A 25,811-nucleotide genomic window follows, 5' to 3' on the forward strand; every position below is an offset into this window, starting at 1 on the left:
TCCCCCCATGCGATGCGTCATCCAAAAATCCGCAAAACAACCCCATGCAAAGTAGCGGAGAGGTAGCGCGACACCGTGCCGAGACAGTCATCAGGTCCTCCGCTGCGGGTCGACGATGTCGCGCAGGCCGTCGCCGAGCAGGTTGAAGCAGAACACCGCGATCATCAGCGCAAGGCCCGGGAACAGCGCGATCCACCACTCGCCCGACACCATGAAGCCGGCGCCCTCGGCAACCATGATGCCCCACTCCGCGGTCGGTGGCCGGACACCGAGGCCGATGAAGGACAGGCCCGCGGCGTTGAGGATGGCATAGCCCATGGTCAGCGACATCTGCACGATCATGATCGGCATGATGTTCGGCAAGATGTGCCCGAGCAGGATGCGGTATTCGCCATTGCCGGAGAGCCGCGCCGCCTGCACGAAGCCGGCGTTGCGGCGGACATTGGCCTCGGCGCGCGCGACGCGGGCATAGAGCGGGAAGTTCACGATCGCGGTCGCGATGATGATGTTTTGCACGGTGTTGCCGAGCGCCGCGACGATGCCCATCGCCAGCACGAACAGCGGAAACGCCATGATGGTATCGGCGATGCGGCCGACGATGCGGTCGGTCCAGCCGCCGAAATAGCCGGCGGCGATGCCGGCGAGCCCGCCCATCAGGAACACCAGCACGACCGAAGCCACCGCGATGAAGGTGTCGAGCCGTGTCGCGACAATGACGCGGCTGAAGATGTCGCGGCCGAGCTGATCGGTGCCGAACCAGTGTGCGGCGGACGGCGGCTTCAATGCCGCCGCGGTGTCCGAGGCGAGCGGATCGTACGGCACCACGTAGGGCCCGAACAGCGCGGCAAACAGGATCACGATCAGCAGCGCGAAGGCAAAGCCGGTGACCTTGTTCTCGCTGAGCACGTAACGGGTTTGCTCAATGACCGCGGCGAGACCCGAGGTGCGTGCGGGACCGACCGGCTCAACAGTGGGGGCTACGCTGCTCATCTGTCCTCCCTACCCTTCGAGCCTGACGCGTGGATCGATCACGCCATAGAGGATGTCGATCAGGAGATTGAGCAGCACGTACATGACCGCCATGGTCAGCACGAAACCCTGCACCGGCGCGAAGTCGGACGCGATCAGCGCCTCGACCGCGTAGGAGCCGATGCCGGGCCAGGCGAACACCTTCTCGACCAGCACGTTGGCGCCGAGCAGGAAGGAGAACACCATGCTGAGCGTGGTGATGACCGGCAGCATCGCGTTACGGAAGGCATAGGTGACGATCACCTTGCCGGGCGACAGGCCGCTGGCGCGCGCGGTGCGGACGAAATCGGAGGCCAGCACCGCCAGCATCGAGGCGCGCGTCATGCGCGCGATCGGCGCCAGCGAGAAGATCGCGAGCGTCACCGCCGGCAGGATCAGCTGGCTCAGCGCCGAGCGGAACGCCTCGAAGTCGCGCGCGATCAGCGTGTCGATGAGATAGAAGCCGGTGACCGTCGGCGGTGCGCTATAGAACACATCGAGCCGGCCGAGCGGCGCCGGCGCCCAGCCAAGCCGGAAATAGAACACGTAGACCAGCACGAGCCCGGTGAAGAACACCGGCAACGAGACGCCGGCCGTCGTGGTGATGCGGCAGAGATGGTCGATCCAGGAGCCCGGCCGCGTCGCCGCCAGCACGCCGAGCGGGATCGCGATCACGATCGAGACGACGAGGCCAAGCAGAGTGAGCTCGGCCGATGCCGGCAGGCGATTGCGCAGTTCGGCGGCGACCGGCTGCCCGGTGGTCAGCGAGGTGCCGAGATCGCCATGGGCGAGATCGTTGCTGTAGCGGACGAACTGCTCGATCAGCGGCTTGTCGAAGCCGAGCTTCTTCCTGATCTGGTCGACCGCCTCCTTGGTTGCCGCAGGCCCTGCAAAATACGCCGCGGGATCGCCCGGCAGCGCGCGCGTCAAGAGGAACGTCACGATCACAACCCCGATCAGGGACGGGATCGCGAACAGCAACCGCTTGCCGATCAGGGTCAGCATGGGCCGCTCCTGACGTGAGCGAAAGCCGCAACGGGACTGGCAGGGCTCCCTCTCCCCTTGCGGGAGAGGGTTGGGGAGAGGGGTGCTGCTTGCTCCATTGCGAGATGGAATCGAGCTTGCGCTGAGCCGCCTGCGACGTGGCGAAATCGGTTGGCGCGATCTCGCTTGGTTTCGTCCTTACGAATATGTGGCTTACCCCTCTCCCCAACCCTCCCCCGCAAGGGGGGAGGGAGCCAGAGAGACGTGCTCACCTCACCTGCATACGCCGATACACCGCCAATCATCTCCATACAGCCTCACCCCTTCGCCATGGCGCGGTAGTCGAGGCGGCGGTGGAACCAGTATTGGTAGCCCGAGATGTTCTTCTGCATCGCGACGTTGACGAAGGGCTGATAGAGCGGGATGCGCGGGATGTCCGCGTAGGCGAGATCGACGAAGCCCTTGACGTCGGAATCGTAGGCCGCGGTGTCGCCGGCTGCGGCAGCGGTGCGCGCGCCGTCGATGAGCCTGTCCATCTCCGGCGACTTGTAGCTCATGGTGTTGAAGACGGAATTGTTGCCGTGATAGCACCAGTAGAAGAAGTACTCGGGGTAATCGAGCCAGCCCGAGAACACGTTGGTGAACAGCGGCATTTCTTTCTTGTTCAGCTCGGTGCGCCAGTTGGCGCCGGGCACCTTGTTGATCGTGGCCTTGATGCCGAGCTGCGCGAGACTCTCCTGCACCAGCACGCAGAGCGGCTCATTGACGCCAGCAAAATTCAGGTCGAACGAGATCGTGGTCTCGAAGCCGTTGGCGTAGCCGGCCTCGGCGAGCAGCGCCTTGGCTTTCTCCATGTCGGTGTCGTATTTCGTCGGCTGCGGCCAGGCGACCTCGGTCGGCTTGTCCTTTGCTGCGCCGAACATCGGGTTGGCGAGGCCGAACAGCACCGCATCCATGATCTTCTGATACGGCATCGCGTAGGCCATCGCCTGCCGCACCTTGGGATTGTCGAACGGCGGCTTGGTCACGTTCATGCCGATATACTGGATGCCGTTGGAGAACGGCAGCGAGACCACGTTGAGCTTGCCATTCGCCTTCATCTCCTGGAAGTCCTTGAACGGCAGTTCGTAGGAGATATCGGCATCGCCGCGCTCGAGCAGCGCCCGCCGGTTGCCGGCCTGCGGCACCATGCGCCAGATCACGCGCTTGATCTTCGGCAAGGGACCGCAGACCCAATCGTCGTTGCGCTCCATGATCACTTCGGTGCCGGCGGTCCATTTGGTCACCTTGTAGGCGCCGGAGCCCGCGGTCTGCTGCTTGGTGAATTCGAGCCCCCACGGATCCTTTTCGCTGGCGTTCTTCTTCACCAGCTCGGAGTTGACGACGCAGGGCACGATCACGGCGAGATCGGGGATCGTCAGCCTGTCCTTCCTGAGGAAGTCGACGCGCACCGTCGTATCGTCGATGACGACGAACTGCTCGGGCTTGGTCAGCGAGCCCGCGCTCATCTGGAAGGTCGGGAAGCCGCCGACCGAGACGGCGCGGTCGAGCGACCATTTGACGTCCTTCGCCGTGACCGGCGCGCCGTCGTGGAATTTGGCGTTCTTGCGCAGCTTGAAGGTGACCGACATGTCGTCGATCTTCATGTCCTCGGCGAGTTCACCCTTGAACTTGTCGCGGTCGTAATAAGGCACCCCGCCCGGACCGCTCTTCATCTCGTGGCTGATCAGCCGGTCGTAGCAATTCCACGACACCTCATAACCGGGCACGTTGGTGCCGATACCGTGGATATCGAGATTGTTCGGACCGCCCTCGGAGACGATCAGCAGCGTCTCAGAGCGCGCGTCGGCCTTGGCCGGCGACCAGATCGCGGGCGCGGTCGGCGCCAGCGCCCCCGCTGCCAGTCCGGACACCGATTTGAGGAAATCGCGACGCTTCATGTGATGCTCCAAATGCCTTTTTGGAAAATGGCTTTGGAACAGGGATCGCAAGGTTTGTGCCAACCCTTAACGGAATCTTATTCCGAATTAAGCAATTGAAATTCAAGGCAAAACATTGCACTGGCAGCAAAGTCCGGCCAAGCACGTTGCATACAAAGGCAGACAGTTTGCCCAATATGAGTGCAAACGACAGGTGCTGCTCGCCTTTTCGTGCAACCAGCGACCAGGCGTCACTAGCTGGGACGCGGACTCATTAAGGCGTAGCCACAGGCGGTGCGAGCGCGAGCTGTCAGTGGCGTGGCGGTTAGGGGGGCCATCCCGTTTCACCTGTGAACGCTTGCAGGCGAACCTTCCCCCGGCCCTCCAGTGGCGTCAGTCATGCCGAGCTGGGGAGCCGCTCTCCGCCAGGCGATCCAGCCAACTACTATCGATAGTGCCGCTACGACAAGCGGCGCCACCCCGTGCCCGTATTCGCCGTGGAGTGTGACGGTCGCGAGCGCCGCCAACATCACGGCGCAGCCGAGCGCCGAGCCCCACAGCCGCGTCCGTGCCCGCGCCAGCAGAACGGCGGTCGTGAGTTCCAGCGATCCGGTTACGAAATGGAACCAGTACGGGTATCCCCACCGCAGATATTCTTCGTAGATAGACCCAGGGGCGAAGATGTTGCTGAGCGATCCCACAACGAAGAAAGCTGCAAGCGCCAAGGCCGAGACTAGGCGCCAGGAAATCTTTGACATTTGTCCATCCTTTTCTGATTAGGGCGTCGCGGAGAGACGGCCGGCTCGCGACGCATTCATTCCGAAGGAGATGCGAATTTCCGGAACAGGTCCGAAAGTCGCATCTCATCGCTGATCCGCGGACCTAAGCCGTGGCGGCCTTCTGGGCCGCTGCGAAGACATCGCGGGGAAGCGTTGTGCCGGCGACGCGCTCCGTGCCCGCTACGCCGACGTCCATCCAGCCCGCGTTGACGGCGTCGAACATCGCTTCAGCCGGTCCGGTTTGGCCCTTCGGGATGCCGAACTGCTCGAATGCTGCCGGCCACTCCGCCCGCGGGACAGCGAAGGCGTGGACTTCGCGCTGCATGACATCGCCCAGTTGCGCTGCGACTTCATCCGCGCTGACCATCGAACCAAGTTCGATGGCGCGATGCTCCGACCACGCCGGCCCGGTCAGCAGCGTCGCCACCTCGGCACCGATGTCGTTCGTCGCGACCATGGTCGATTTCCGGTTGGTCGGGTTGTAGTAGACGGGGAGCGTGCCGCCCTTGGCGACGTGCAGGCCGTAAAGGAAGTTCTCGAAAAACCCGCCGGCGCGCACGAAGGCGGTCGGCGATGTCAGTTTGCGAAAGCCTTGCTCCAGCAACGACAGGGCCGTGATCATCCCCAGCCCGCTGGTTCTGTTCGCCCCCATTGACGAGAGCCCGACGACTCGCGGCGGCGGGGCCTTGGTCAGCGCCTCGACATAGTTCGCGATGACGCCCTTGGCTTCCTTGAAGTCCGGCGAGGGGGCCCAGACGGCCGGCAACATTACAAACGCGCCGTCGACGCCCTTGAGCGCCCGCTCGATGGCGGCCGTGTCGTTCCAGTCGCCGTCCACCAGTTCCACGCCCTGGTCCGTCCAGCTTGCCGCCTTCCCGCGGTCGCGAACCAGCGCGCGCACTTTCTTACCTTGCGCCAACAGATGCCTGGCCGTTGCGCCGCCGACTTTTCCTGTAATTCCAGTGACTAGAAACATGCGTATTCTCCGGGTGCTCAATGGCCTATATTCTAGGGTAGGTCTCACATAGAGACCGCAGACCTGCACCGTAAGGAGGCAGTTTTTTGTAACCAGGAGAGAAAAAGGGGACCGGCATGAGCGACGCATTGAGCGCGATCGAGCGATTCAGCCGATATCAATCGGACGACGCCCAGTCAGTAGAGCCCGTGCATTGCCCGGTGCGCGACGTGCTCGACTGCATCGGCGACAAGTGGAGCATACTCATGATCATGACCCTCGCGACGCGACCGCAGCGCTTCGGCGAGCTTCGCCGAGCCATCCGCGACATCTCGAAGCGCATGCTCACACAGACGCTGCGCGACTTGGAGCGCGACGGACTTATCACCCGCCATGTCTTTCCGACCAAGCCGCCGGGCGTTGAATATCGCCTTTCCCCGCTAGGCCAATCCCTGCTGGACCCGATGGCGAGCCTCATCGATTGGGCCGACCGTCGCTATTCGGATATCCATGCTGCGCGCGTCCGCTTTGACGAAGCCCCCTGTGATGTCCCGCGTTAGTGATGTGAAACAGAAGTTCACATCATCGCGTGTGTGAGGTTTGGCGGCGTGCTTCCGATGCAGATACCAGCAGCCGGTTCGTTAGCTGTTGCCGAGAATGGATGTCGGCATTCGTTACGGTGATGGCCGCTGGCGGAACCTCAAGTCTACCCTCCTGCTGCACGACGAGTCAGAACTGACGGCGATCCCGGAATTGCGGCGTTCAATAATAGTCCGGCCAGATCAACTGCTGAAGCTGCACGAAATCGTCGACCCGATTCGGCCACCCCTCGATGCAGATGTGCCGGAGCGGATCGCTGGCCCAGTGCAGCATCAGCAGCGCCATCAGCCGCCGCTTCAGCGCGAATGTCACGTCCGCACGCGCGATGCCAAAGCCGTCGAACAGGCTGCGCACAAGCCGCGGATGGCCGGCGGCCATGAAGGCGCTGGGACCGAGCAGATCGTACTCGCCCCACCCGGTCCGGACATCGCCGAAGTCGAACAGGCCGGCGACGTGCCAGCCGTCGGCCCGGCGCTCCAGCAGGAAATTCTCCGGGATGTACTCGCCGGTCAGGATCACCGGCGGCGCCTCCATCGGGATCAGCTCAGTGGCGTCCCGCAGCAAATCGTCGAGCCCGGCGAGGAATTTCGCCGGCAGGCCGAGCCGCTCGTGCCGCGCCCGGCACTGCGCGATCTGCCCGCGCATGAAGGCCTCCCAGCGCGGCTCGATCGCAAGCAGGCGGCCGGGCGGCACGCGCTGTACTTCGGCAATCACGGCGCCGATCTCGGCGAGCACGCGCTCCCGCTCGGCCTCCGACAGCGACGGCCACACCTCCGAGCCGACGGTGCCGGACAGGCGGGTGATGACGAGATACGGCCAGCCGTCACGCTCGCCCTCCGCGACCAGGTCGGGAATCGGAAAGCCGAGCCGTCCGCGCAATTCCGCCAGCGCGCCGCGTTCGGAGACGAATTGCGGGCGCAGAAACGGTGGAAACAGTTTCAGGATCAGTTCACCATCGAGCCCGATAACGAGATTGGTGCCGGTCGAGAACACATGCGGGGTAGCGCACGACAGCCCATGGCCGTCGGCAATATCGCGCGCGACCGGCAGCCAGCGCGACGTGTCGCTGCGCCAGGCGCGGTAGGTGTCGTAGGTGGTCAGGGATGGAAGGGATATCATTTCAAGGAATCTCGTAGCCCAATCTCTCCCCGTCATCCCGGCGCAAAGGCTTCGCCTTTGTCGCTGGAGGTGCGAGCGGAGCGAGCCTCGGGATGACGGAATTGGTTTGCGCACCTTGGTCAGTGTCATCACCCGCGAAGGCGGGTGATCCAGTATTCCAGAGACGCCAGTGATCGAACCGAGGGGCCGCGGCGTACTGGATCGCCCGGTCAAGCCGGGCGATGACAGCGGTGGATGAGGGCAAAGCCTCGCATTCTCTCAGGATGACGGAGAAGCAGTTGCGTCGCACATGCACCAACCTCACCGGTCCGGATTGGCGCGCTCGAACTGGCGCAGCAGGCGGTTGCCGCGTTCGACGGCGTTGTCCATCGCGGCCTGCGCCGTACGCTTGCCGGCGAACACCTGCTCGAGCTCCTCCTCGATCACATCGCGGATCAGGACGAACGAGCCGAGGCGGATGCCCTTCGAGTTGTCGGTCGGCGGCTTCAACGTGACCTCCTCGATCGACATCGAGGCGCCGGGATTGCGATCATAGAAGCCCTGCGCGCGGGTGAGATCGAACGCGGCGTGGGTGATCGGCAAGTAACCCGTGTTCTGGTGCCAGGCGGCCTGGACTTCCGGCCGCGACAGATAGGCGAAGAACTTCGCCACTCCGGCATATTCGGCGCGCGGCCGGTCGCGCAGCACCCACAGCGTCGCGCCGCCGATGATCGAGTTTTGCGGCGCGCCCTGCACGTCGGGATCGTACGGCATCATGCCGTAGCCGACCTCGAATTTTGAGTTGGCCCTGATGTCGGCTCGGGTGCCGGACGAGCCGATGAAGATGCCGCACTCGCCCTTCTGGAAGCGCGGCTCGGCCAACTGCCCGCGGCCGCTATAGTCGAAGGTCTTGTCGGCCTGCCACTGCGCGAGCTGCGCGATATGGCGCACCAGCAGCGGGTTGTTGAAGATCAGCTGCGCGTCGAGCCCGGAGAATCCGTTGGCCTTGGTCGCGATCGGCAGATTGTGGAAGGCGGAGAAATTCTCGACGTTGATCCAGGACGGCCACGACGTGGTCACCCCGCACATTGCGCCCGCGGCGCGCAGCCGCTTGGCCGCGATGCCGAGCTCTGGCCAGGTCCTCGGAGGCTGGCTCGGATCGAGCCCGGCCGAACGGAACATATCCTTGTTGTAGTAGAGGATCGGCGTCGAGGCGTTGAACGGAAACGACAGCATGTTGCCATCGACATCGGCATAGTAGCCGGCCACCGCGGGCAGATAGGCCGACGGCGCGAACGCTTCCGATTGATCGCGCATCAGCTCGAACACCGGATAGATCGCGCCGCGCGCCGCCATCATGGTTGCGGTGGCGATCTCGTTGACCTGAACGATCGCCGGCTGGCTGCGCGAGCGGAAGGCGAAGATCGCCGCGGTGACGGTTTCGGTGTAGTTGCCCTTGTAGACGGGCACGATCCGGTAGTCGGACTGCGAGGTGTTGAAATCGGCGGCGAGCTTCTCGAGCTGCTTGCCGAGCTCACCCGACATCGCGTGCCACCACATGATCTCGGTCGCAGCTTGCGCGGGCGATACAAGCAGAAGGGCCGCCACGGTGAGTTGCAGGAGTTTGAAAGCGAACTTCACGACGAGCTGTTCCTCGATGCCAGCGCGCAGTCATAAGGCGCCACAACCCCGGATTCAATCGACACCGCAGGTTGAACCGCGGATTTAACGTTTGGCCGATGGGCGAACCACCCACGTTCTGCTAGAAAGCATTGAACCTTTTCCTCCCGCCCTGGACACAAATCACAAGGGGAATTGTAGCCTGTGTACCGCCGCGCCGGCCTTTCGCGGACAATGATGCTTGCCGTCGCGCTGTTATGGACAGCGGTTTCGGCGAGCCTTTCTGCGCGCGAATTCCGCACGGCCGATACCCAGAATGAGGACTATCCGACCGTTCAGGCACTGAATTACATGGACCGCCTGATCGCCGAGCGGACCTCCGGCCGGCACCGCATCGTGGTCTTCCATTCCCGCCAGCTCGGCGAGGAAAAGGAGACGCTGGAACAGACCCGGGCCGGCGCCATCGATCTGAACCGGACCAACGTCGCGCTGATCGGAACCATGGTGCCATCGGTCAACGTGCTGGCGATGCCGTTCCTGTTTCGGTCGCTTGAGCACCTGCAACATGTGCTGGACGGACCGATCGGGACCGAGATCCTGAACAATTTCGAAGCCCATGGCTTCGTCGGATTGACCTTCTACGATTCCGGCGCCCGCTCGATCTACAACAGCGTCCGCCCGGTGCGCTCGCTCGACGACCTCAAGGGGCTGCGGCTGCGCGTGCAGCAATCCGAACAGATGTCGGACATGATCCGCGCTCTTGGCGCCCAGCCGGTCGAAATGCCCTACGGCCAGGTGCTGACCGGGCTCGCCAACCGGCTGATCGATGGCGCGGAGAACAACTGGCCGTCCTTCGTCACCACCGGCCACTACAAATACGCCGGCTACTACACCTTGACCCGGCACACCATGAGCCCGGAAGTGCTGGTGATGTCGCGCAAGGCCTGGGCCAGCCTCTCGCCGGACGAGCAGACCATCTTCCGCGATGCCGCGCAGCGCTCCAGCATCTATATGCGCGACAAGTGGCGGGAGCTCGAGGAGCGCTCGCGCAAGCAGGCGGAACTCGCGGGCGTCAAGGTCGTGACCGACTTCGACCGCAAGCCGTTCGAGGCGGCGATGGCCGGTATCTATGCCAGGGCCGAGCGCGATCCCGCTCTATCAGCGCTGATCGAACGCATCCGCAACATGGAGTAACCGGATCTTGGCTGCACCCAAACAGGACAGGAAGACACGGCGGCCGGCGGCCTTTGGGCCGCAGGGCCGTTTCCGTATCGTCCAGTTGCTGCGTGCGGTGCCGATCCGCTGGCGCATTCTTTCGATCGCGCTGCTCAACTCCGCGGTCGTGATCGTGCTCGCGGTGCTGATCTGGAACGGTTCGAAGGTGCTCGGCTCCGCCTGGGAGGATGTCCGCCAGGTGCGGGAATCCGACAAGATCCTGGCCAAGCTCGAAAGCGAGACCAGCCGGCTGCAGAACCTGATCCACCGCTACATCAACCAGCCGAGCCCGGACCTGTTCGCGGAAATCCTGCTGCTGCGCGAGGCCGTGCTCGGCACGCTGACGAACCGGGCCTCGACCGACCCGATGCTGTCGGGCTCGGTCGAGCAGCTGGAACGCGTCACCAGCCGCTTCCTCGACGGCTTCGGTGAATTGCGCACCTTGCAGACAAAGATCTCCAAGACCTATGACGAACAGGTGCTGACGCCGACCAAGGACATGGCCGGGCTCTATTCGATCATCGAGGGCGCGACCGGGCATCGCGACGCGCTGATCTGGCCCGCGCTCGGCAAGTCCCGCGAAGCGTTCACCTCGCTGCTGGTCGCCGCCAACGCCTACTACCTCTCGCTCGCCTCGTCGTCGGCCGAGGAGGCCCGCCGCAACATCGATACGATCGAGAAGACGATCCCCGTCATGACCGATATGGCCGAGAACGATTTGCAGCGCATGGCGCTGGCGCGGCTCAAGGTCAAGACCGCCGAGCTGCGCGACGGGCTCGGCAAGCTCAGCGAACAGCTCACCAACCGCACCGACCTGTTGCGCAACTCGATCGACGCCAGCCAGGCCGACGCGATCGGCGCGATCGACGATCTCTCGGTGAAGATGCGCCAGCGCGAGCAGAAGGCGCAGGAGACCTTCGACAGGACGCTGTCGTCGATTTCGCGCCGGGTGCTGTCGATTGCCGTGGTCTTCCTCGGCGTCATCATGTCGGCCGGCGTCATGATCGCACTGTCGATCCGGCTGCCGCTCGCGCAGATCATGGCCGCGATGCGCACGATCACCTCGGGCGATCTCGACCGGCCGGTGCAGGGCACCTCGGCCAGGGACGAGGTCGGCGCCATGGCGCGCGCGGTCGAGGTGTTCCGCGAAAACGCGATCGCCAAGCGCAAGACCGAGGACGAGCTGCGCACTGCCAAGGAGAAGGCCGAGAGCGCACTGCTCGAGCTCAATGCCGCGCAGCAGAACCTGATCGATGCCGAGCGCCTCGCCGCGCTCGGCGGCCTCGTGGCCGGCGTCGCCCACGAGGTCAACAACCCGATCGGCATCAGCCTGACGGTGGCCTCGAGCTTTGCCCGCCGCGCCGAGATGTTCGACAACGACCTGAAGACCGAGCCGCTGCGCCGCTCCAAGCTCGATGACTTCGTGCGCGCTTCGCGCGACGCTTCGCAGCAGTTGGTCTCCAACCTGCAGCGCGCCGGCGAACTGATCCAGTCGTTCAAGCAGGTCGCCGTCGACCGCTCGCATGCCGAGCGGCGCCAGTTCAGCCTCGGCGAATCGACCGACCAGATCGTGGCGAGCCTGCGGCCGGTCCTGAAGAAGGCCGCCATCGCGCTGTCCGTCGACGTGCCCGAGGGGCTCCTGATCGACGGCTATCCGGGCGCCTATGGGCAGATTTTAACCAATCTTTTCCTCAACGCCGTCAATCATGCCTTCGCCGACGGCCGCTCCGGCAACATCACGATCTCGGCACGCGGACGCGGCGCCGACGACGTCGAGATCATCTTCGCGGATAACGGGGCTGGCATGACGCCGGACGTGCAGCGGCAGGCGTTCGACCCCTTCTTTACGACGCGCCGCAACGAAGGTGGTACGGGCCTCGGCCTCCATATCGTCTATAACCTGGTCACCCAGCAGCTCGGCGGACGCATGATGCTGGAGTCAAGGGTAGGACAAGGCACCACTTTTCGCATTATCATGCCCAGGATCGCCAAGGGACAGCCCACGATCACTGACGCAGCAGCCGACGGAACCAGTCAATGGCCGAACAGGACGATGTCCTCCAACTGATCGACGATACCGAGAGCCCCCCGGAGGACTCGTCGGCCCGCAAATGGAAGATCGCCGTCATCGACGACGATCACGCCGTCCATGAAGGCACCCGTTTCGCGCTCAGCGACTACAATCTGAACGGTGCGACGCTGGAGATCCTCTCGGCCTACTCCGCGGCCGAAGGCCGCACGCTGATGCGGGACAACCCTGACATCGCAGCCGTGTTGCTCGACGTCATCATGGAGACCGACGTCGCCGGCCTCGAGCTCGTCGAGTACATCCGCAGCGAGATCAAGAACGAGACCGTCCGCATCATCCTGCGCACCGGCCAGCCCGGCCAGGCGCCGGAGCGGCGCGTCATCGTGCAGTACGACATCAACGACTACAAGGCGAAGACCGAGCTCACCGCCGACAAGCTGTTCACCTCGCTGACGGCGGCGCTGCGCAGCTACCAGCAGCTCGAGCGCATGGTGCAGACAAGGCGCGGCCTCGAGATCATCATCGACGCCGCCTCGACCCTGTACGATTTCAAGTCGATGCAACGTCTGGCCGAGGGCGTGCTGACCCAGCTCGCCTCGCTGCTCAATGTCGATTGCGCCGGGATCCTGGTGCTGCGCGACGACGGCAACGCAGCCGCATGCGATTTCTCGGTGTTGGCCTGCTCGGGCTGCTACAGCCGCTTCATCGGCACCACCTCGTCGAGGGCGCTCGATCCGGACCTGCGACACATGGTGGAGGCGGCATTCCAGCGCCGCAAGAACGAGTTCGCCGACCACCGCAGCGTGCTCTATTCGCGCACCGGCAGCGGCCGCGAGGTCGTGGTGCTGCTGCAGGCCGAGCGCCAGCTCTCCGACACCGACCGTGCGCTGGTCGAGATCTTCTCGAGCCGGCTGTCGATCGCGTTCGACAATGTGATCCTCTACCAGCAGCTGCACGAGGCCAACAGCCAGCTCGAGGACCGCGTCGCGCAGCGCACCCGCGCACTGATGCAGGCCAACCGGCGGCTGTCGGCGCAGTGGCTGCGGCTGCAGCGCGCCAACGGCTTCAAGAACGAGATCCTCGGCACCGTCGCCCACGATCTGAAGAATCCGCTCGGCGTGATCCTCGGCCGCACCGAGATGCTGACCGAACTGATCGGCGCCGGCTCGCCGAAGGAGAGCGTCACGTCGCAGGTCGAGCACATCCGGGATGCGACCAAGCGGCTGACCTCGATGGTCGACCACCTGATCTCGGATGCGATGGCCGATGCCTTCGACATCACCATTCGCCGCGAGCCGGTCGATGTCGCGGCCCTCGTCAACGAGGTCACCGAGGCCAATTTGCCCTCGGCCGTCAACAAGCAGCAGAGCATCTCGGTCTCGGGTCCGCAGCATTTCGTCACGATGTGCGACTCCGACCGGATCCGCGAGGCGATCGACAACCTCGTCAGCAACGCCATCAAATACTCGCCGATCGGCGGCAAGATCACGGTCTCGGTCAGCCACGAGGGCGAAGACACCGTGATCCGCATCTCCGACCAGGGCCCCGGCCTCAGCCCCGAGGATCTCGGGCGGCTGTTCGGCCGGTTCCAGCGGCTGTCGGCCAAGCCGACCGCGGGCGAGAGCTCGACCGGCCTCGGCCTCTCCATCGTCAAGCGCATCATCGACATGCATGGCGGCCATGTGACCGCTCAGAGCCCCGGTCCCGGACAGGGGTCGACCTTTACGGTTACACTGCCGGCGACAGAGACATCATGAACCAGAACCCGCATATCTTCATTGTCGACGACGAGGCGCCGGCCCGCGAGATGGTCGGCGATTACCTCAAGATGCACGGCTTTGGCGTGACGCTGTGCGATGGCGGCAAGAGCCTGCGCAAGGAGATCGAGAGCAGCACGCCCGATCTCGTGGTGCTGGACCTCAACATGCCCGAGGAGGACGGGCTCTCGATCATTCGCGACCTCAAGAGCAAGATCAACGTCCCCGTCATCATGCTGACAGCTACTGCCAGCCCGATCGACCGCGTGGTCGGGCTCGAGCTCGGCGCCGACGATTACGTGGCAAAACCCTGCGAATTGCGCGAGCTGATGGCGCGCATCCGCTCGGTGCTGCGGCGGAGCGGCCCCGCGAAGACCGCTGCGCCGGAGCCGGCCGGTGCAAAGGCCGAAAAGGAGCAATTGGTGCGGTTCGGCACCAAATGGCTCGATCTCGAGGCCCAGGCCTTGCGCGACGACGAAGGCAATGAGCACCCGCTGACGGCCTCCGAATTCGGCCTGCTGAAGGTGTTCGCGGCCAATCCGAAGCGGGTTCTGTCGCGCGAGCGGCTTTTGGAACTCGCCAATGCGCGCGACGCGGAAGCCTTCGACCGCGCCGTCGACCTCCGCATCATGCGGATCCGCCGCAAGATCGAATTCGATCCGACCAAGCCGTCGGTGATCCGGACCATCCGCGGCGGCGGCTACCTGTTCTCTCCGACCGGCGATAAGGCATAATCTATTCCGCAGCTGCCCCGACACCCTGAGGAGCCGCGAAGCGGCGTCTCGAAGGGTCGACGGCCACCAGTCGGGCCGTTCAGCCTTCGAGGCTCGCTCCGCTCGCACCTCAGGATGACGGGATGGCACCATCAAATCCATCGATTTGGCTGTGCGGCACGCCCAGAATCCACACAGCAAAGGCTGTCAATCCGCGCAAAAATCCCTAAGTTTCGGCCATGCCGAAAACAGCCTCCACAGACCCCGCCAAATCAGCCCCGAAGACCGCCCCCAAGCCCGTTGCCGCCGAGCCCGTTGCTACCAAGGCCGCGGCGAAGGGCGACCATGTCTTCCTGGTCGATGGTTCGGGCTACATCTTCCGCGCCTATCACGCGCTGCCGCCGCTGAACCGCAAGTCCGATGGGCTGCAGGTCAATGCCGTGCTTGGCTTCTGCAACATGCTCTGGAAGCTGCTGCGCGACATGCCGGAGGACAACCGGCCGACGCATCTGGCGATCGTGTTCGACAAGTCGGAGATCACCTTCCGCAACAAGCTCTATCCCGACTACAAGGCGCACCGGCCGCCGGCGCCGGACGATTTGATCCCGCAATTCGCGCTGATCCGCGAGGCCGTGCGCGCTTTCGACCTGCCGTGCCTCGAGCAGGTCGGCTTCGAGGCAGACGATCTGATCGCGACCTATGCGCGACTGGCGAGCGAGCGCGGCGCGACCACGACGATCGTATCTTCCGACAAGGATTTGATGCAGCTCGTCAACGACAAGGTCGTGATGTACGACACGATGAAGGATCGCCGCATCGGCCGCGACGAGGTGATCGAGAAATTCGGCGTGCCGCCGGAGAAGGTGGTCGAGGTGCAAGCGCTGGCCGGCGACTCCACCGACAACGTTCCCGGCGTGCCCGGCATCGGCATCAAGACCGCGGCGCAGCTGATCATCGAATATGGCGACCTCGATCAGCTGCTGTTCCGCGCCAGCGAGATCAAGCAGCCGAAGCGGCGCGAGGCGCTGCTCGAGAACGCCGAGAAGGCCCGCATCTCGCGCCAGCTCGTGCTCCTCGACGACAAGGTCGCGCTCGAGGTGCCGCTCGACGACCTTGCCGTGCACGAGCCCGACTCGCGCCGGCTGATCGCCTTCCTCAAGGCGATGGAGTTCTCCACCCTCACCCGCCGCGTCGGCGAATACGCGCAGATCGATCCCGCCAATGTCGATGCCGATCCCGGCAACAAGAGCGGCGCCAGCGTGTTCTCGCCGCTGCCGCCGTCGGACGTGACGCCTGCACCCGGAAACGGATCGGCGGCCGCACCTGCAACGTCAGTGTCGAAAGAGCGCGGCAAGCCGAGCGGCGCGCGCGACGACAAGAATTCCAGCCTGAAGGGCACGCCGGCCGCGCTGGCGGAGACCCGCGGCGAAGCGATCCGCAACACCGGCTTCGACCGCAAGGCGTATCACGCGATCGGCAGCCTCGATCAGCTCAAGACCTTCCTCGCCCGCGTGCCCGACACCGGCTATCTCGCGATCGAGGCGATGTCCGAATCGATCGACCCGATGCAGGGCGAGCTCTCCGGGCTCGCACTGGCGCTGGCGCCGAACGACGCCTGCTACGTGCCGTTCAGCCACCGCCAGCCCGGCGGCGGCGCAGGCCTGTTCGATGCGGGCCTCGCACCCGGCCAGATCAAGGCTGCCGACGCGCTTCAGGCGTTGAAGCCGCTGCTAGAGTCCGCTGGAATCCAGAAGGTCGGCTTCAACGTCAAGTTCACCTCGGTGATGCTGGCGCAGCACGGCATCACCTTGCGCAACATCGATGATGCGCAGCTGATGTCCTACGCGCTCGATGCCGGCCGCGGCTCGCATGCGCTCGAATCGCTCGCCGAGCGCTGGTTCGAGCATGCCGTCGTCAACTATGGCGGCCTCGTCGGCAGCGGCAAGGGCAAGCTGACCTTCGATCAGGTCACGATCGACAAGGCGACCGAATATGCGGCCGAGAGCGCCGATTTGATCCTGCGGCTGTGGCGGGTGCTGAAGCCGCGCCTCGTCGCCGAGCGGATGACGACGGTCTACGAGACGCTGGAGCGGCCGCTGGTGTCGGTGCTGGCGCGGATGGAGCGGCGCGGCATCTCGATCGACCGCCAGGTGCTGTCGCGGCTGTCGGGCGATTTCGCCCAGACCGCCGCGCGCGTCGAGGCCGAGATCCAGCAGATCGCGGGCGAGCCGGTCAATGTCGGCAGCCCGAAGCAGATCGGCGACATCATCTTCGGCAAGATGGGATTGCCCGGCGGCAGCAAGACCAAGACCGGCGCGTGGTCGACCACCGCGCAGGTGCTGGATGATCTCGCCGAGCAGGGCCACGAATTCCCGAGGAAGATTCTGGAGTGGCGCCAGGTCTCGAAGCTGAAATCGACCTATACCGACGCGCTGCCGACCTACGTCAATCCGCAGACCCATCGCGTGCACACCACCTACGCGCTGGCGGCGACCACGACGGGCCGGCTGTCGTCGAACGAGCCGAATTTGCAGAACATCCCGGTGCGCACCGAGGACGGCCGCAAGATCCGCCGCGCCTTCATCGCGACGCCGGGCCACAAGCTGGTGTCGGCCGACTATTCCCAGATTGAGCTGCGTCTGCTTGCCGAGATCGCCGACGTGCCGGTGCTGCGCCAGGCGTTCCGCGACGGGCTCGACATTCATGCCATGACCGCGTCTGAGATGTTCGGCGTGCCGATCAAGGACATGCCGAGCGAGGTGCGCCGCCGCGCCAAGGCGATCAACTTCGGCATCATCTACGGCATCTCGGCGTTCGGCCTCGCCAACCAGCTCAGCATCGCCCGCGAGGAAGCTTCGGCCTACATCAAGAAATATTTCGAGCGCTTCCCTGGCATCCGCGCCTACATGGACGAGACCAAGGATTTCTGCCGCCGCAATGGCTATGTGACGACGCTGTTCGGCCGCAAGTGCTATTACCCTGATATCAAGGCGTCCAACGCCTCGGTGCGCGCTTTCAACGAACGCGCCGCAATCAACGCCCGCCTGCAGGGTACCGCGGCCGACATCATCCGCCGCGCCATGATCCGGGTCGAGGGCGCGCTCGCCGAGAAGAAGCTCTCGGCGCAGATGCTGCTGCAGGTGCATGACGAATTGATCTTCGAGGTGCCCGACGGCGAAGTCGCGGCGACGCTGCCCGTCGTGCAAAAGGTGATGCAGGATGCGCCCTTCCCCGCGGTGATCCTGTCGCTGCCGCTGCAGGTCGACGCCCGCGCCGCCAACAATTGGGACGAGGCGCATTAGCTTTCTTGCCTCTCCCGCTTGCGGGGGAGGCCGACGCGCGCGAAGCGCGCGGCGGGTGGGGGCTCTCACCGCTGAAAGATTCTGCGCGGAGACACCCCCACCCCGCCCTCCCCCGCAAGCGGGAGAGGGAGCCCTCACACCATGTTCGCGGCTACATTGCTCCGAGAGCAATTCCAGCATGGCCGCGCGGCGGACGACACGCTAGACATGCGTGTATCCCCTCGCGAGAGCCATCATGCCCCACACATCCGCGTTGCTCGGCTTTGCGCTCGTCTGCCTCGGCATGGTGCTGACGCCGGGCCCGAACATGATGTACCTGATCTCGCGCTCGATCACGCAAGGCCCCGGGGCCGGCATCGTCTCGCTCGGCGGCGTCGCGCTCGGCTTCGTGTTCTACATGCTCTGCGCGGCGTTCGGCATCACCGCGCTGCTGTTTGCCATCCCCTATGACGCGCTGCGCTTTGCCGGCGCCGCCTATCTGCTCTGGCTGGCGTGGCAGGCGCTGAAGCCCGGCGGCCGCTCCCCATTCCAGGTCAAGACGCTGAAGGTCGATGGCCCGCGCAAGCTGTTCGCGATGGGCTTTGTCACCAATCTCTTGAACCCGAAGATCGCGATGCTTTATCTCGCGCTGCTGCCGCAGTTCATCGATCCCGCAGGCGGTAGCGTGCTGACGCAGTCGCTCGCGCTCGGCTCGATCCAGATCGTGATCAGCGTCAGCGTCAACGCGATGATCGCGCTCGCCGCCGGCTCGATCGCGGTGTTCCTCGGCACCCGCCCGACCTGGCTGCTGGTGCAGCGCTGGCTGATGGGCACGGTGCTCGCAGGGCTTGCGATGAAGATGGCGCTCGAGGCAAGGAGGGCGTGAGCTTCTTACCTCGCCCCGCCTGCGGGGAGAGGTCGGATCGCATCGTCAGATGCGATCCGGGTGAGGGGGACTCACCGCGAATTCAATTCTCACCGTCTTTGCGGCACCGCCCCTCACCCCAGCCCTCTCCCCGCAAGAGCGGGGCGAGGGAGAAGATCAATCCAGCTTCGCGTCCATGCCGCGCTTGGTGGCGGGGCGGGCCATCAGCGTCTCGTACCAGCGCTTGACGTTGGGGAAGTCGGCCAGATCGACCTTGTGGCGCGGATGGCGCCAGGCCCAGCCGAGGATGGCGAAATCGGCGACCGAGAGATCCCCGGCGACGAAGTCGCGGCCATCCAGCCGGCGGTCCAGCACGCCGTAGAGCCGCCGCGTCTCGGCCATGTAGCGCTTCAGGCCATAGGCGCGGTCCTGCTCGTTCTCCAGCGCGATGAAATGGTGCACCTGGCCCGGCATCGGGCCGAAACCGCCCATCTGCCACATCAGCCATTCATAGACCGGGATCCGCTCGGTGAGCGGCTTCGGCAGGAACTTGCCGGTCATCTCGCCGAGATAGAGCAGGATCGCGCCGGACTCGAAGATGCTGACACGCTTGCCGCCGGGTCCGTCGGGGTCCACGATCGCCGGGATCTTGTTGTTCGGGCTGATTTCGAGGAAGCCGGGCGCCATCTGCTCACCCTTGCCGATATTCACCGGGATCACCTTGTAGGGCAGGCCCATTTCCTCCAGCGCGACGGAGATCTTGCGGCCGTTGGGCGTGTTCCAGGTGTGCAGCTCGATGGTCATTTCCGCTTCCCATGCAAGTGTTTGGCGCTTGCTTTAGGGGGAACCCGTTGATGGCACAACCCGCGCTTTCCGCACACGGCTGCGCTGAAATGGCGGCGCGGGCACTGTTGACGGCGGGATTTACCCGCTGGAATGTGTTGGAGACCGCCGATAGATTGCCGGCCGCCGCAAACCCCCAAGAAGCCCCCAAAGGGAAAAAGCCTTGTCCAAATCAGCCTCCCGCGCCCGCCTCGCCGAGATCATCCGCAAGCGTTCGTTCGGCCGCGGCGAGATCACGTTGGCGTCGGGCCGCAAGAGCGACTTCTATTTCAACCTGAAGCCGACGATGCTCGATCCCGAAGGCGCAGCCCTGCTCGCCGAGCTCACCTATGAGGCGCTGAAGGACGACAAGCTCGATTTCGTCGGCGGGCTCGAGATGGGCGCGGTGCCGCTGGCCGGCGCCATCGCACAGCTCTCCTGGCTGAAGGGCCACCCGATCGCCGCCTTCTTCGTGCGCAAGAAGCCGAAAGAGCACGGCGCGCGGCTTGCCGTCGAAGGGCTGGCCAAGGGAGAGACCCTGGCGGGCAAGCGGATCGTGATCGTCGAGGACGTCACCACGACCGGCGGCTCGGCGCTGAAGGCCGTGGAAGCCGTGCGCGAGGCCGGCGGCGAGATCGCGCTGGTCTTCACCATGGTCGACCGCGAGGAAGGCGCCACCGAGACGTTTGCCGAAGCCGGACTGCAATTCCGCGCGCTGTACAAGGCCGGCGAATTCTTGAAGGGCTGACGGTTTCTCTCTTCTCCCTCGCCCCGCCCCTGCGGGGAGAGGGTTGGGGTGAGGGGCTGCTTCCACGAGCCGTGAACGTGGTGAGACCTGTACCCCCTCACCCGGATCGCATCTCGCGATGCGATCCGACCTCTCCCCGCAAGCGGGGCGAGGTAAAGAGAGGTTCGCGCAACCTCGCCTTCTTCCTGTGACGCCGTCACCCTCGATCAATCGCTCGTTTACCATCCCGCACTATGGTGAATCCGCCGGGGCTCCTTGTCGCCGCGGCGTAGTGCGTCGGGTGGAGTTGGCGTTGCGTACAGAGTTGAGTGATCGGCGCACGCGGTGCCGCGTGATGCTTGCCGCCGCGGCGTTTGCGGGTTCCGTCCTGGTCGTCCCCGCGCCCGTCTCGGCCGAAGGGCTGTTCGACTTGTTCTTCGGCGGTTCCCAGAAGCAACAGGGCCGGCAGGCCCCGCCGCAGGCCAATTTCTTCGCCGATCCGTTCGGCCTCAATCAGCAACAGGAACGGCAGACGTCCGCGCCCATCTCGGCACCGCGCGTGGCCGGTTCCGGACCCGCATATTGTGCGCGCAGCTGCGACGGCAAATATTTTCCGCTGACCATGCGCGGCAACGCAACGCCGGCCCAGCTTTGCCAGGCCTTCTGTCCGGCGAGCGCGACCAAGGTCTATTACGGCGGCCATATCGACAATGCCGCATCGACCACCGGCGAGCGCTACGCCGACAGTGAAAACGCCTTCGCCTATCGCAAGGCGCTGCGCGCCGACTGCACCTGCAACGGCCGCGACCCCGCCGGGCTTGCGCCGGTCGACCTCGCGCTCGATGCCTCGCTGCGCGCCGGCGACGTGATCGCGACCACCGATGGCCTCGTCGCCTATACCGGCGTGCGTGTCGGCAACGAGCAATCCTTCGACTTCACACCGATCGCCTCCTATCCCGGGCTGACTGCGGCGGTCCGCGCGCGGCTCGGCGAAATGAAGGTCGCTCCCGTCAGCGCCGAGCTCGCCGGCGACGCGCCGCTGCCGGAGACCAGCCGCGATGTCGCGCCGTCGGCGCCGTCGTCTGCTGTTCCTAAGATGACGACACCAAAGCCGGCGAGGCGCGCGGAAGTGAACTGATGGGCTAAGTCGTCATTCCGGGGCGATGCGACGCATCGAACCCGGAATGACGACGTTACAAATTGCTACCGCGCCACGATCACGCCGATCACGTTTGGCGCGGCCATGTATTTCTCCTCGATCGCGGCGCGCGCGGCCGCGCGGTTCTCCGGGTTGAGGATGCCGCGCTTCTCGGCGAGGATCATCCAGCAATAGCCCCACCAATCCGTCAGCATGCCGTGATCGTCGACCAGATCGTAACCGTGCTCGGCGGCGAAGATGCGCGCATGCGCTTCATCGAGCGCGTCGAGCCAGGCGTGATCCTCTGATGAGAACAACTCGTCGCCGAAATCATCGGTGGTGTAGCCCCAGATCGACATGCAGACCGCGTTGAACTCGCGATCGAGCTGGTCGTCGTCGATCGGCTGGCGTCGCGAGGCCTGGTGCAGCCGCGACAGCGACCGCGCGAAATCGGCAATCCGGGTCAGGGCGAATGGATCGAACGCGATGGTGGACATGTAGTCCTCGTGGAGACTGAGAGACCATAGATATTGTGTCGGCACAGGCACCGAATCACAATGATATATCAAAGACTTGCTAAAGTGTTCTTAATTCGTTCTGATGCCATCTTAGGCGTCGCCCCGGCGAAGGCCGGGGCCCATAACCACCGCGATCGGACATCTCACGTGATCGGTGCCCTGAAATGAATGCCGCAGCCTACTACGTTTACATTCTCGCGAGCCGCCGCCATGGGACGCTCTACATCGGCGTCAGCAACGATCTTTGCAATCGGCTGACGCTCCATCGTTCCGGACGCGGCTCACAATTCGTCAAGAAGTACGGGGTCACGCGACTGGTTTACGTAGAGGTCTACGCTTCACCACAGGAGGCGATTGCACGGGAAAAAGCGCTGAAGGAATGGCGCCGCGACTGGAAGCTTCGCCTGATCGAGCAAGATAATCCGGAGTGGAGCGACCTGTCCCATCTTCTCTGACGGCTGTGGTTATGGGCCCCGGCCTTCGCCGGGGCGACGAATTGCGGTGACTGCCGTTTCCTCATGAAAAAGCGGTCGCCATGCTCGCACGGCCCCCAAAAGCAATTCGGGCCGCCGACAAATGTCAGCGGCCCGTTGAAAATTGCTTCGGAATGAAATGCGTCGGAGCTTAAAAATGTGCCCGCCCCACGGGCGACAGGTTCGTTTGTAAAGAACTCGTTAAGTTCTGGGAATCCGTATCACCACGGTGTTCCCGACTGCGCGTGAAACGCCTTGCGCGCCGGCTTAATTCGCCGCCGACAGCAATTTGTCACCGCAAGCATTTGCGTAGAACTTGCCGCCGCATTGCTGCTTGATGGCGGAGCAGCGCGCGGCCGGCGAGGCGTTCTGCGCCACGCTGAAGCTGCAGCTCAGGCCGTCGGCGCTGCGGCCGAGTTTGCCTGCTGCGTAAGCCGCACTGGTCGCCGTGATGCACACCACGAGCAATGCTGCGGCCGCGATCTCGATCACGAGTCTCATCACGCATCCTCCGCCAAATTGCCGCAAGATTTAGGCTTTCATGGTCGATCGTAGCACCGGCAACGACGGTTCCGAAGGCCCCTAAATCGGCCCGGTCCTTGCATAAAATGTCGGCAGCGCTGTGCACGGCAACGTTTCGGGCGGTTTTGATTGCCATGCAACACGCGTATCATCGGGTTGGGGCATGATCCGGACATTATGATCGCATCATGATCCGGAAATCTGAACGGCAGGGATTGGGCGTTGCAGGAACAAACAAACTACCCGGCATTGAACCAGCCGATCGATGAGCTGGCGCTGACCGAGATCAAGGGCGCGATCCTGGCCAAGCTGCGGCTTGCGATCGGCAAGGACGCCACCGTTGCGACCAGGCGCGACTGGTACAAGGCCGCGACGCTGGCGCTGCGCGACCGCATCGTGCACCACTGGCTGACGGCCGAGAAGCAGAGCTACGACGCCGGCGCCAAGCGCGTCTATTATCTCTCGCTCGAGTTCCTGATCGGCCGGCTGTTCACCGACGCGCTGAACAATATGGGGCTGTTGCCGGTGTTCGCGGCCGCGCTCGGCGACCTCGGCGTCGACCTCTCGGAGCTGCGCAAATGCGAGCCGGATGCGGCGCTCGGCAATGGCGGCCTCGGACGGCTGGCGGCCTGCTTCATGGAGAGCATGGCGACGCTGGCGATCCCCGCGACCGGCTACGGCATCCGCTACGATTTCGGCCTGTTCCGCCAGATCATGAACCATGGCTGGCAGCAGGAATATCCCGACGAGTGGCTCGCCTTCGGCAATCCCTGGGAATTCCAGCGGCCCGAGGTGGTCTACAACGTCCACTTCGGCGGCCATGTCGAGCATGTCGATGACCGCGGCCGCGACCTCGCCACCTGGCACCCGGCGGAAACCGTCGAGGCGATGGCCTACGACACGCCGATCGTGGGTTGGCGCGGCCAGCACGTCAACGCGCTTCGGCTGTGGTCGGCGCATGCGCCCGATCCGCTCCAGCTCGATGTCTTCAACAGCGGCGACTACGTCTCGGCCAGCGCCGAGCAGGCGCGCGCCGAAGCGATCTGCAAATTCCTTTATCCGAACGACGAGAGCGCGGCGGGCCGCGAGCTGCGGCTGCGCCAGGAATATTTCTTCGTCTCGGCGTCGCTGCAGGATCTGGTGAAGCGGCAGCTCGCCTCCGACGGCGGCCTGCGCAGCCTCGCGCAGAAGGCCGCCGTGCAGCTCAACGACACCCATCCGAGTCTGGCGGTCACCGAGCTGATGCGCATCCTGGTCGACCTGCACAATTTCCGCTGGGACGAGGCCTGGAAGATCACGGTCGCGACGCTATCCTACACCAATCACACGCTGCTGCCGGAGGCGCTCGAGACCTGGCCGGTCGAATTGTTCGAGCGGCTGTTGCCGCGCCATCTCGAGATCATCTACCGCATCAACGTGGCGCATCTCGCGCTCGCCGAGGAACGCTTCCCCGGCGATATCGAGTATCGTGCCTCGGTGTCGCTGATCGACGAGCGGAGCGGCCGCCGCGTGCGCATGGGCCAGCTTGCTTTCGTCGGCTCGCACCGCATCAACGGCGTCTCGGCGATGCATTCCGACCTGATGAAGGAGACCGTGTTCCACGACCTCCATCATCTCTATCCGTCGCGCATCATCAACAAGACCAACGGCATCACCTTCCGCCGCTGGCTGATGCTGGCCAATCCGCGGCTGACCGCGCTGCTGCGCGAGACCTGCGGCGAGGCCGTGCTCGACGACTTCTCGCTGCTCGAACGGCTCGAGACCCATTCGAGCGACCTCGAATTCCAGAAGCGCTTCCGCGACGTCAAGCATCACAACAAGCTGGCGCTGGCGCGGCTGATCGGCGAGCGCAACAGCATCAAGGTCGACCCGTCGGCGCTGTTCGACGTGCAGATCAAGCGCATCCACGAATACAAGCGGCAGCTGCTCAACATCCTGGAGACCATCGCGCTGTACCACGCGATGAAGGACGAGCCGCAACGCGACTGGGTGCCGCGCGTAAAAATCTTCGCGGGCAAGGCGGCGGCGAGCTACCGCTACGCCAAGCTGATCATCAAGCTGATCAGCGACGTCGCCGAAATCGTCAACAACGATGCATCGCTCGGCGGCAAGCTGAAGGTCGTCTTCCTCGCCGACTACAATGTCAGCCTCGCCGAGGTGATCATCCCGGCCGCCGATCTCTCCGAGCAGATCTCGACCGCCGGCATGGAGGCCTCGGGCACCGGCAACATGAAGCTCGCGCTGAACGGCGCGCTGACCATCGGCACGCTCGACGGCGCCAATATCGAGATCCGCGACAATGTCGGCGAGGAAAACATCGCGATCTTCGGCCTCGAGGCCGGTGATGTCATGGTCCGCCGCAAGCAGGGATTGGACGCCAGCGACGCGATCAGCAACTCACCGCGGCTGGAGCGCGCGATCCGCGCCATCGAGAGCGGCGAGTTCTCGCCCGGCGATCCCGCCCGCTTCGCCTCGATCGGGCACGCGCTGCGCTACCTCGACCACTACATGGTCTCCGCCGATTTCGATTCCTACTACGACGCGCAACGCGGCATCGACGCCCGCTGGCGCGTGCCTTCCGCCTGGACCCGCGCTTCGATCCTCAACGTGGCGCGCATGGCGTGGTTCTCCTCCGACCGCACCATCCGCGAATATGCCGAGGATATCTGGCACGTGCCGGTGCATTCGACGGTCTTGCCGCAGCTTGGCGTTCAGCGCGAGGCGAAGGGCTAATCCCGCGACGCGGAAATCGATTACGTCCGGCGTCATTGAATTCGGCGTCCGTGCC

Annotated in this window: 21 protein-coding genes; 11 read left to right on the forward strand and 10 right to left on the reverse strand. The window is 64.5% G+C overall.

Features of this window, described 5'->3' with window-relative positions; genetic code table 11:
* Positions 1–90: 90 nt before the first annotated feature.
* From V5279_RS41650 to V5279_RS41670, 5 genes are all read right to left on the reverse strand, one after another.
* The gene (locus V5279_RS41650; RefSeq protein ID WP_338692605.1) at positions 91–990 is read right to left on the reverse strand and encodes an ABC transporter permease; all 900 of its coding nucleotides are present in this window, start codon (positions 988–990) and stop codon (positions 91–93) included.
* Positions 991–999: 9 nt separating this feature from the next.
* Positions 1,000–2,013 (reverse strand): ABC transporter permease, encoded by a 1,014-nt coding sequence (locus tag V5279_RS41655; protein ID WP_166299435.1) that lies wholly within the window; start codon positions 2,011–2,013, stop codon positions 1,000–1,002.
* A gap of 296 nt (positions 2,014–2,309) precedes the next feature.
* Positions 2,310–3,932 (reverse strand): ABC transporter substrate-binding protein, encoded by a 1,623-nt coding sequence (locus V5279_RS41660; RefSeq protein WP_338692608.1) that lies wholly within the window; start codon positions 3,930–3,932, stop codon positions 2,310–2,312.
* Positions 3,933–4,255: 323 nt separating this feature from the next.
* On the reverse strand, positions 4,256–4,669 hold the full coding sequence (locus V5279_RS41665; protein ID WP_338692610.1) for a DoxX family protein: 414 nt from the start codon (positions 4,667–4,669) through the stop codon (positions 4,256–4,258).
* A 124-nt stretch (positions 4,670–4,793) separates the two neighbouring features.
* The gene (locus V5279_RS41670) at positions 4,794–5,609 is read right to left on the reverse strand and encodes an NmrA family NAD(P)-binding protein (RefSeq protein ID WP_248114253.1); all 816 of its coding nucleotides are present in this window, start codon (positions 5,607–5,609) and stop codon (positions 4,794–4,796) included.
* A gap of 173 nt (positions 5,610–5,782) precedes the next feature.
* Here V5279_RS41670 and V5279_RS41675 point away from each other — a divergent pair, with 173 nt between their 5' ends.
* The gene (locus V5279_RS41675) at positions 5,783–6,205 is read left to right on the forward strand and encodes a winged helix-turn-helix transcriptional regulator (protein WP_166299437.1); all 423 of its coding nucleotides are present in this window, start codon (positions 5,783–5,785) and stop codon (positions 6,203–6,205) included.
* A 202-nt stretch (positions 6,206–6,407) separates the two neighbouring features.
* On the opposite strand, the gene V5279_RS41680 is transcribed toward V5279_RS41675, so the two are convergent.
* A complete protein-coding gene (locus V5279_RS41680) occupies positions 6,408–7,364 on the reverse strand; it encodes an aminoglycoside 3'-phosphotransferase/choline kinase family protein (protein WP_338692614.1) in 957 nt (318 codons plus the stop codon).
* Positions 7,365–7,664: 300 nt separating this feature from the next.
* Positions 7,665–8,903, reverse strand: a complete 1,239-nt coding sequence (ugpB, locus tag V5279_RS41685) for a sn-glycerol-3-phosphate ABC transporter substrate-binding protein UgpB (protein WP_338701687.1) — start codon at positions 8,901–8,903, stop codon at positions 7,665–7,667.
* Positions 8,904–9,200: 297 nt separating this feature from the next.
* Here ugpB and V5279_RS41690 point away from each other — a divergent pair, with 297 nt between their 5' ends.
* The 6 genes from V5279_RS41690 to V5279_RS41715 all read left to right on the forward strand — a co-directional run bounded on the left by V5279_RS41690 (position 9,201) and on the right by V5279_RS41715 (position 18,844).
* Positions 9,201–10,157 (forward strand): TRAP transporter substrate-binding protein, encoded by a 957-nt coding sequence (locus V5279_RS41690; RefSeq protein WP_338701689.1) that lies wholly within the window; start codon positions 9,201–9,203, stop codon positions 10,155–10,157.
* 97 nt (positions 10,158–10,254) lie between these two features.
* Positions 10,255–12,246 (forward strand): HAMP domain-containing sensor histidine kinase, encoded by a 1,992-nt coding sequence (locus V5279_RS41695; RefSeq protein WP_338701691.1) that lies wholly within the window; start codon positions 10,255–10,257, stop codon positions 12,244–12,246.
* Complete coding sequence (locus tag V5279_RS41700) at positions 12,216–13,964, forward strand: ATP-binding response regulator (RefSeq protein ID WP_338692616.1); 1,749 nt, start codon at positions 12,216–12,218, stop codon at positions 13,962–13,964. Before V5279_RS41695 ends, V5279_RS41700 begins: the two co-directional genes overlap by 31 nt.
* A complete protein-coding gene (locus V5279_RS41705; protein WP_338692618.1) occupies positions 13,961–14,698 on the forward strand; it encodes a response regulator in 738 nt (245 codons plus the stop codon). The genes V5279_RS41700 and V5279_RS41705 overlap by 4 nt, the downstream gene beginning before the upstream one ends.
* A gap of 218 nt (positions 14,699–14,916) precedes the next feature.
* The gene (gene polA / locus V5279_RS41710) at positions 14,917–17,979 is read left to right on the forward strand and encodes a DNA polymerase I (RefSeq protein WP_338692620.1); all 3,063 of its coding nucleotides are present in this window, start codon (positions 14,917–14,919) and stop codon (positions 17,977–17,979) included.
* A gap of 235 nt (positions 17,980–18,214) precedes the next feature.
* Positions 18,215–18,844: a LysE family translocator gene (locus tag V5279_RS41715; protein WP_338692622.1), complete on the forward strand. Its 630-nt coding sequence runs from the start codon at positions 18,215–18,217 to the stop codon at positions 18,842–18,844.
* A 156-nt stretch (positions 18,845–19,000) separates the two neighbouring features.
* Here V5279_RS41715 and V5279_RS41720 read toward each other — a convergent pair whose 3' ends face one another.
* Positions 19,001–19,627 (reverse strand): glutathione S-transferase family protein, encoded by a 627-nt coding sequence (locus V5279_RS41720; protein ID WP_338692624.1) that lies wholly within the window; start codon positions 19,625–19,627, stop codon positions 19,001–19,003.
* A gap of 202 nt (positions 19,628–19,829) precedes the next feature.
* Between V5279_RS41720 and pyrE the strand changes: the two genes are divergently transcribed.
* Both pyrE and V5279_RS41730 read left to right on the forward strand, forming a co-directional pair.
* On the forward strand, positions 19,830–20,393 hold the full coding sequence (gene pyrE, locus V5279_RS41725) for an orotate phosphoribosyltransferase (protein WP_338692626.1): 564 nt from the start codon (positions 19,830–19,832) through the stop codon (positions 20,391–20,393).
* A gap of 334 nt (positions 20,394–20,727) precedes the next feature.
* Positions 20,728–21,510, forward strand: a complete 783-nt coding sequence (locus V5279_RS41730; RefSeq protein WP_338701693.1) for a DUF2865 domain-containing protein — start codon at positions 20,728–20,730, stop codon at positions 21,508–21,510.
* A gap of 65 nt (positions 21,511–21,575) precedes the next feature.
* Here V5279_RS41730 and V5279_RS41735 read toward each other — a convergent pair whose 3' ends face one another.
* Positions 21,576–22,007 carry a hypothetical protein gene (locus tag V5279_RS41735; RefSeq protein WP_029082964.1) on the reverse strand — a complete coding sequence of 144 codons (432 nt, stop codon included), beginning with the start codon at positions 22,005–22,007 and terminating at the stop codon, positions 21,576–21,578.
* 185 nt (positions 22,008–22,192) lie between these two features.
* Between V5279_RS41735 and V5279_RS41740 the strand changes: the two genes are divergently transcribed.
* Positions 22,193–22,483, forward strand: coding sequence for a GIY-YIG nuclease family protein (locus tag V5279_RS41740; RefSeq protein ID WP_029082965.1), 291 nt, complete (start codon positions 22,193–22,195; stop codon positions 22,481–22,483).
* Between the two features lie 285 nt (positions 22,484–22,768).
* Here V5279_RS41740 and V5279_RS41745 read toward each other — a convergent pair whose 3' ends face one another.
* Positions 22,769–23,002 (reverse strand): hypothetical protein, encoded by a 234-nt coding sequence (locus tag V5279_RS41745; RefSeq protein WP_338692629.1) that lies wholly within the window; start codon positions 23,000–23,002, stop codon positions 22,769–22,771.
* 243 nt (positions 23,003–23,245) lie between these two features.
* Here V5279_RS41745 and V5279_RS41750 point away from each other — a divergent pair, with 243 nt between their 5' ends.
* Positions 23,246–25,756 carry a glycogen/starch/alpha-glucan phosphorylase gene (locus V5279_RS41750; RefSeq protein WP_338692631.1) on the forward strand — a complete coding sequence of 837 codons (2,511 nt, stop codon included), beginning with the start codon at positions 23,246–23,248 and terminating at the stop codon, positions 25,754–25,756.
* Positions 25,757–25,811 lie beyond the last annotated feature (55 nt).

Source organism: Bradyrhizobium sp. 26S5, assembly GCF_036923295.1.
Taxonomy (GTDB): domain Bacteria; phylum Pseudomonadota; class Alphaproteobacteria; order Rhizobiales; family Xanthobacteraceae; genus Bradyrhizobium; species Bradyrhizobium septentrionale.

Coding starts and splice junctions, on each gene's coding strand:
- V5279_RS41740 (WP_029082965.1), top strand. CDS start 22,193: ATGAATGCCGCAGCCTACTACGTTTACATTCTCGCGAGCCGCCGCCAT.
- V5279_RS41705 (WP_338692618.1), top strand. CDS start 13,961: ATGAACCAGAACCCGCATATCTTCATTGTCGACGACGAGGCGCCGGCC.
- V5279_RS41735 (WP_029082964.1), bottom strand. CDS start 22,007: ATGTCCACCATCGCGTTCGATCCATTCGCCCTGACCCGGATTGCCGAT.
- V5279_RS41745 (WP_338692629.1), bottom strand. CDS start 23,002: ATGAGACTCGTGATCGAGATCGCGGCCGCAGCATTGCTCGTGGTGTGC.
- V5279_RS41730 (WP_338701693.1), top strand. CDS start 20,728: ATGCTTGCCGCCGCGGCGTTTGCGGGTTCCGTCCTGGTCGTCCCCGCG.
- V5279_RS41715 (WP_338692622.1), top strand. CDS start 18,215: ATGCCCCACACATCCGCGTTGCTCGGCTTTGCGCTCGTCTGCCTCGGC.
- V5279_RS41655 (WP_166299435.1), bottom strand. CDS start 2,013: ATGCTGACCCTGATCGGCAAGCGGTTGCTGTTCGCGATCCCGTCCCTG.
- polA (WP_338692620.1), top strand. CDS start 14,917: ATGCCGAAAACAGCCTCCACAGACCCCGCCAAATCAGCCCCGAAGACC.
- V5279_RS41690 (WP_338701689.1), top strand. CDS start 9,201: ATGCTTGCCGTCGCGCTGTTATGGACAGCGGTTTCGGCGAGCCTTTCT.
- V5279_RS41720 (WP_338692624.1), bottom strand. CDS start 19,627: ATGACCATCGAGCTGCACACCTGGAACACGCCCAACGGCCGCAAGATC.
- V5279_RS41675 (WP_166299437.1), top strand. CDS start 5,783: ATGAGCGACGCATTGAGCGCGATCGAGCGATTCAGCCGATATCAATCG.
- ugpB (WP_338701687.1), bottom strand. CDS start 8,903: ATGTGGTGGCACGCGATGTCGGGTGAGCTCGGCAAGCAGCTCGAGAAG.
- V5279_RS41680 (WP_338692614.1), bottom strand. CDS start 7,364: ATGATATCCCTTCCATCCCTGACCACCTACGACACCTACCGCGCCTGG.
- V5279_RS41650 (WP_338692605.1), bottom strand. CDS start 990: ATGAGCAGCGTAGCCCCCACTGTTGAGCCGGTCGGTCCCGCACGCACC.
- V5279_RS41700 (WP_338692616.1), top strand. CDS start 12,216: ATGGCCGAACAGGACGATGTCCTCCAACTGATCGACGATACCGAGAGC.
- V5279_RS41665 (WP_338692610.1), bottom strand. CDS start 4,669: ATGTCAAAGATTTCCTGGCGCCTAGTCTCGGCCTTGGCGCTTGCAGCT.
- V5279_RS41660 (WP_338692608.1), bottom strand. CDS start 3,932: ATGAAGCGTCGCGATTTCCTCAAATCGGTGTCCGGACTGGCAGCGGGG.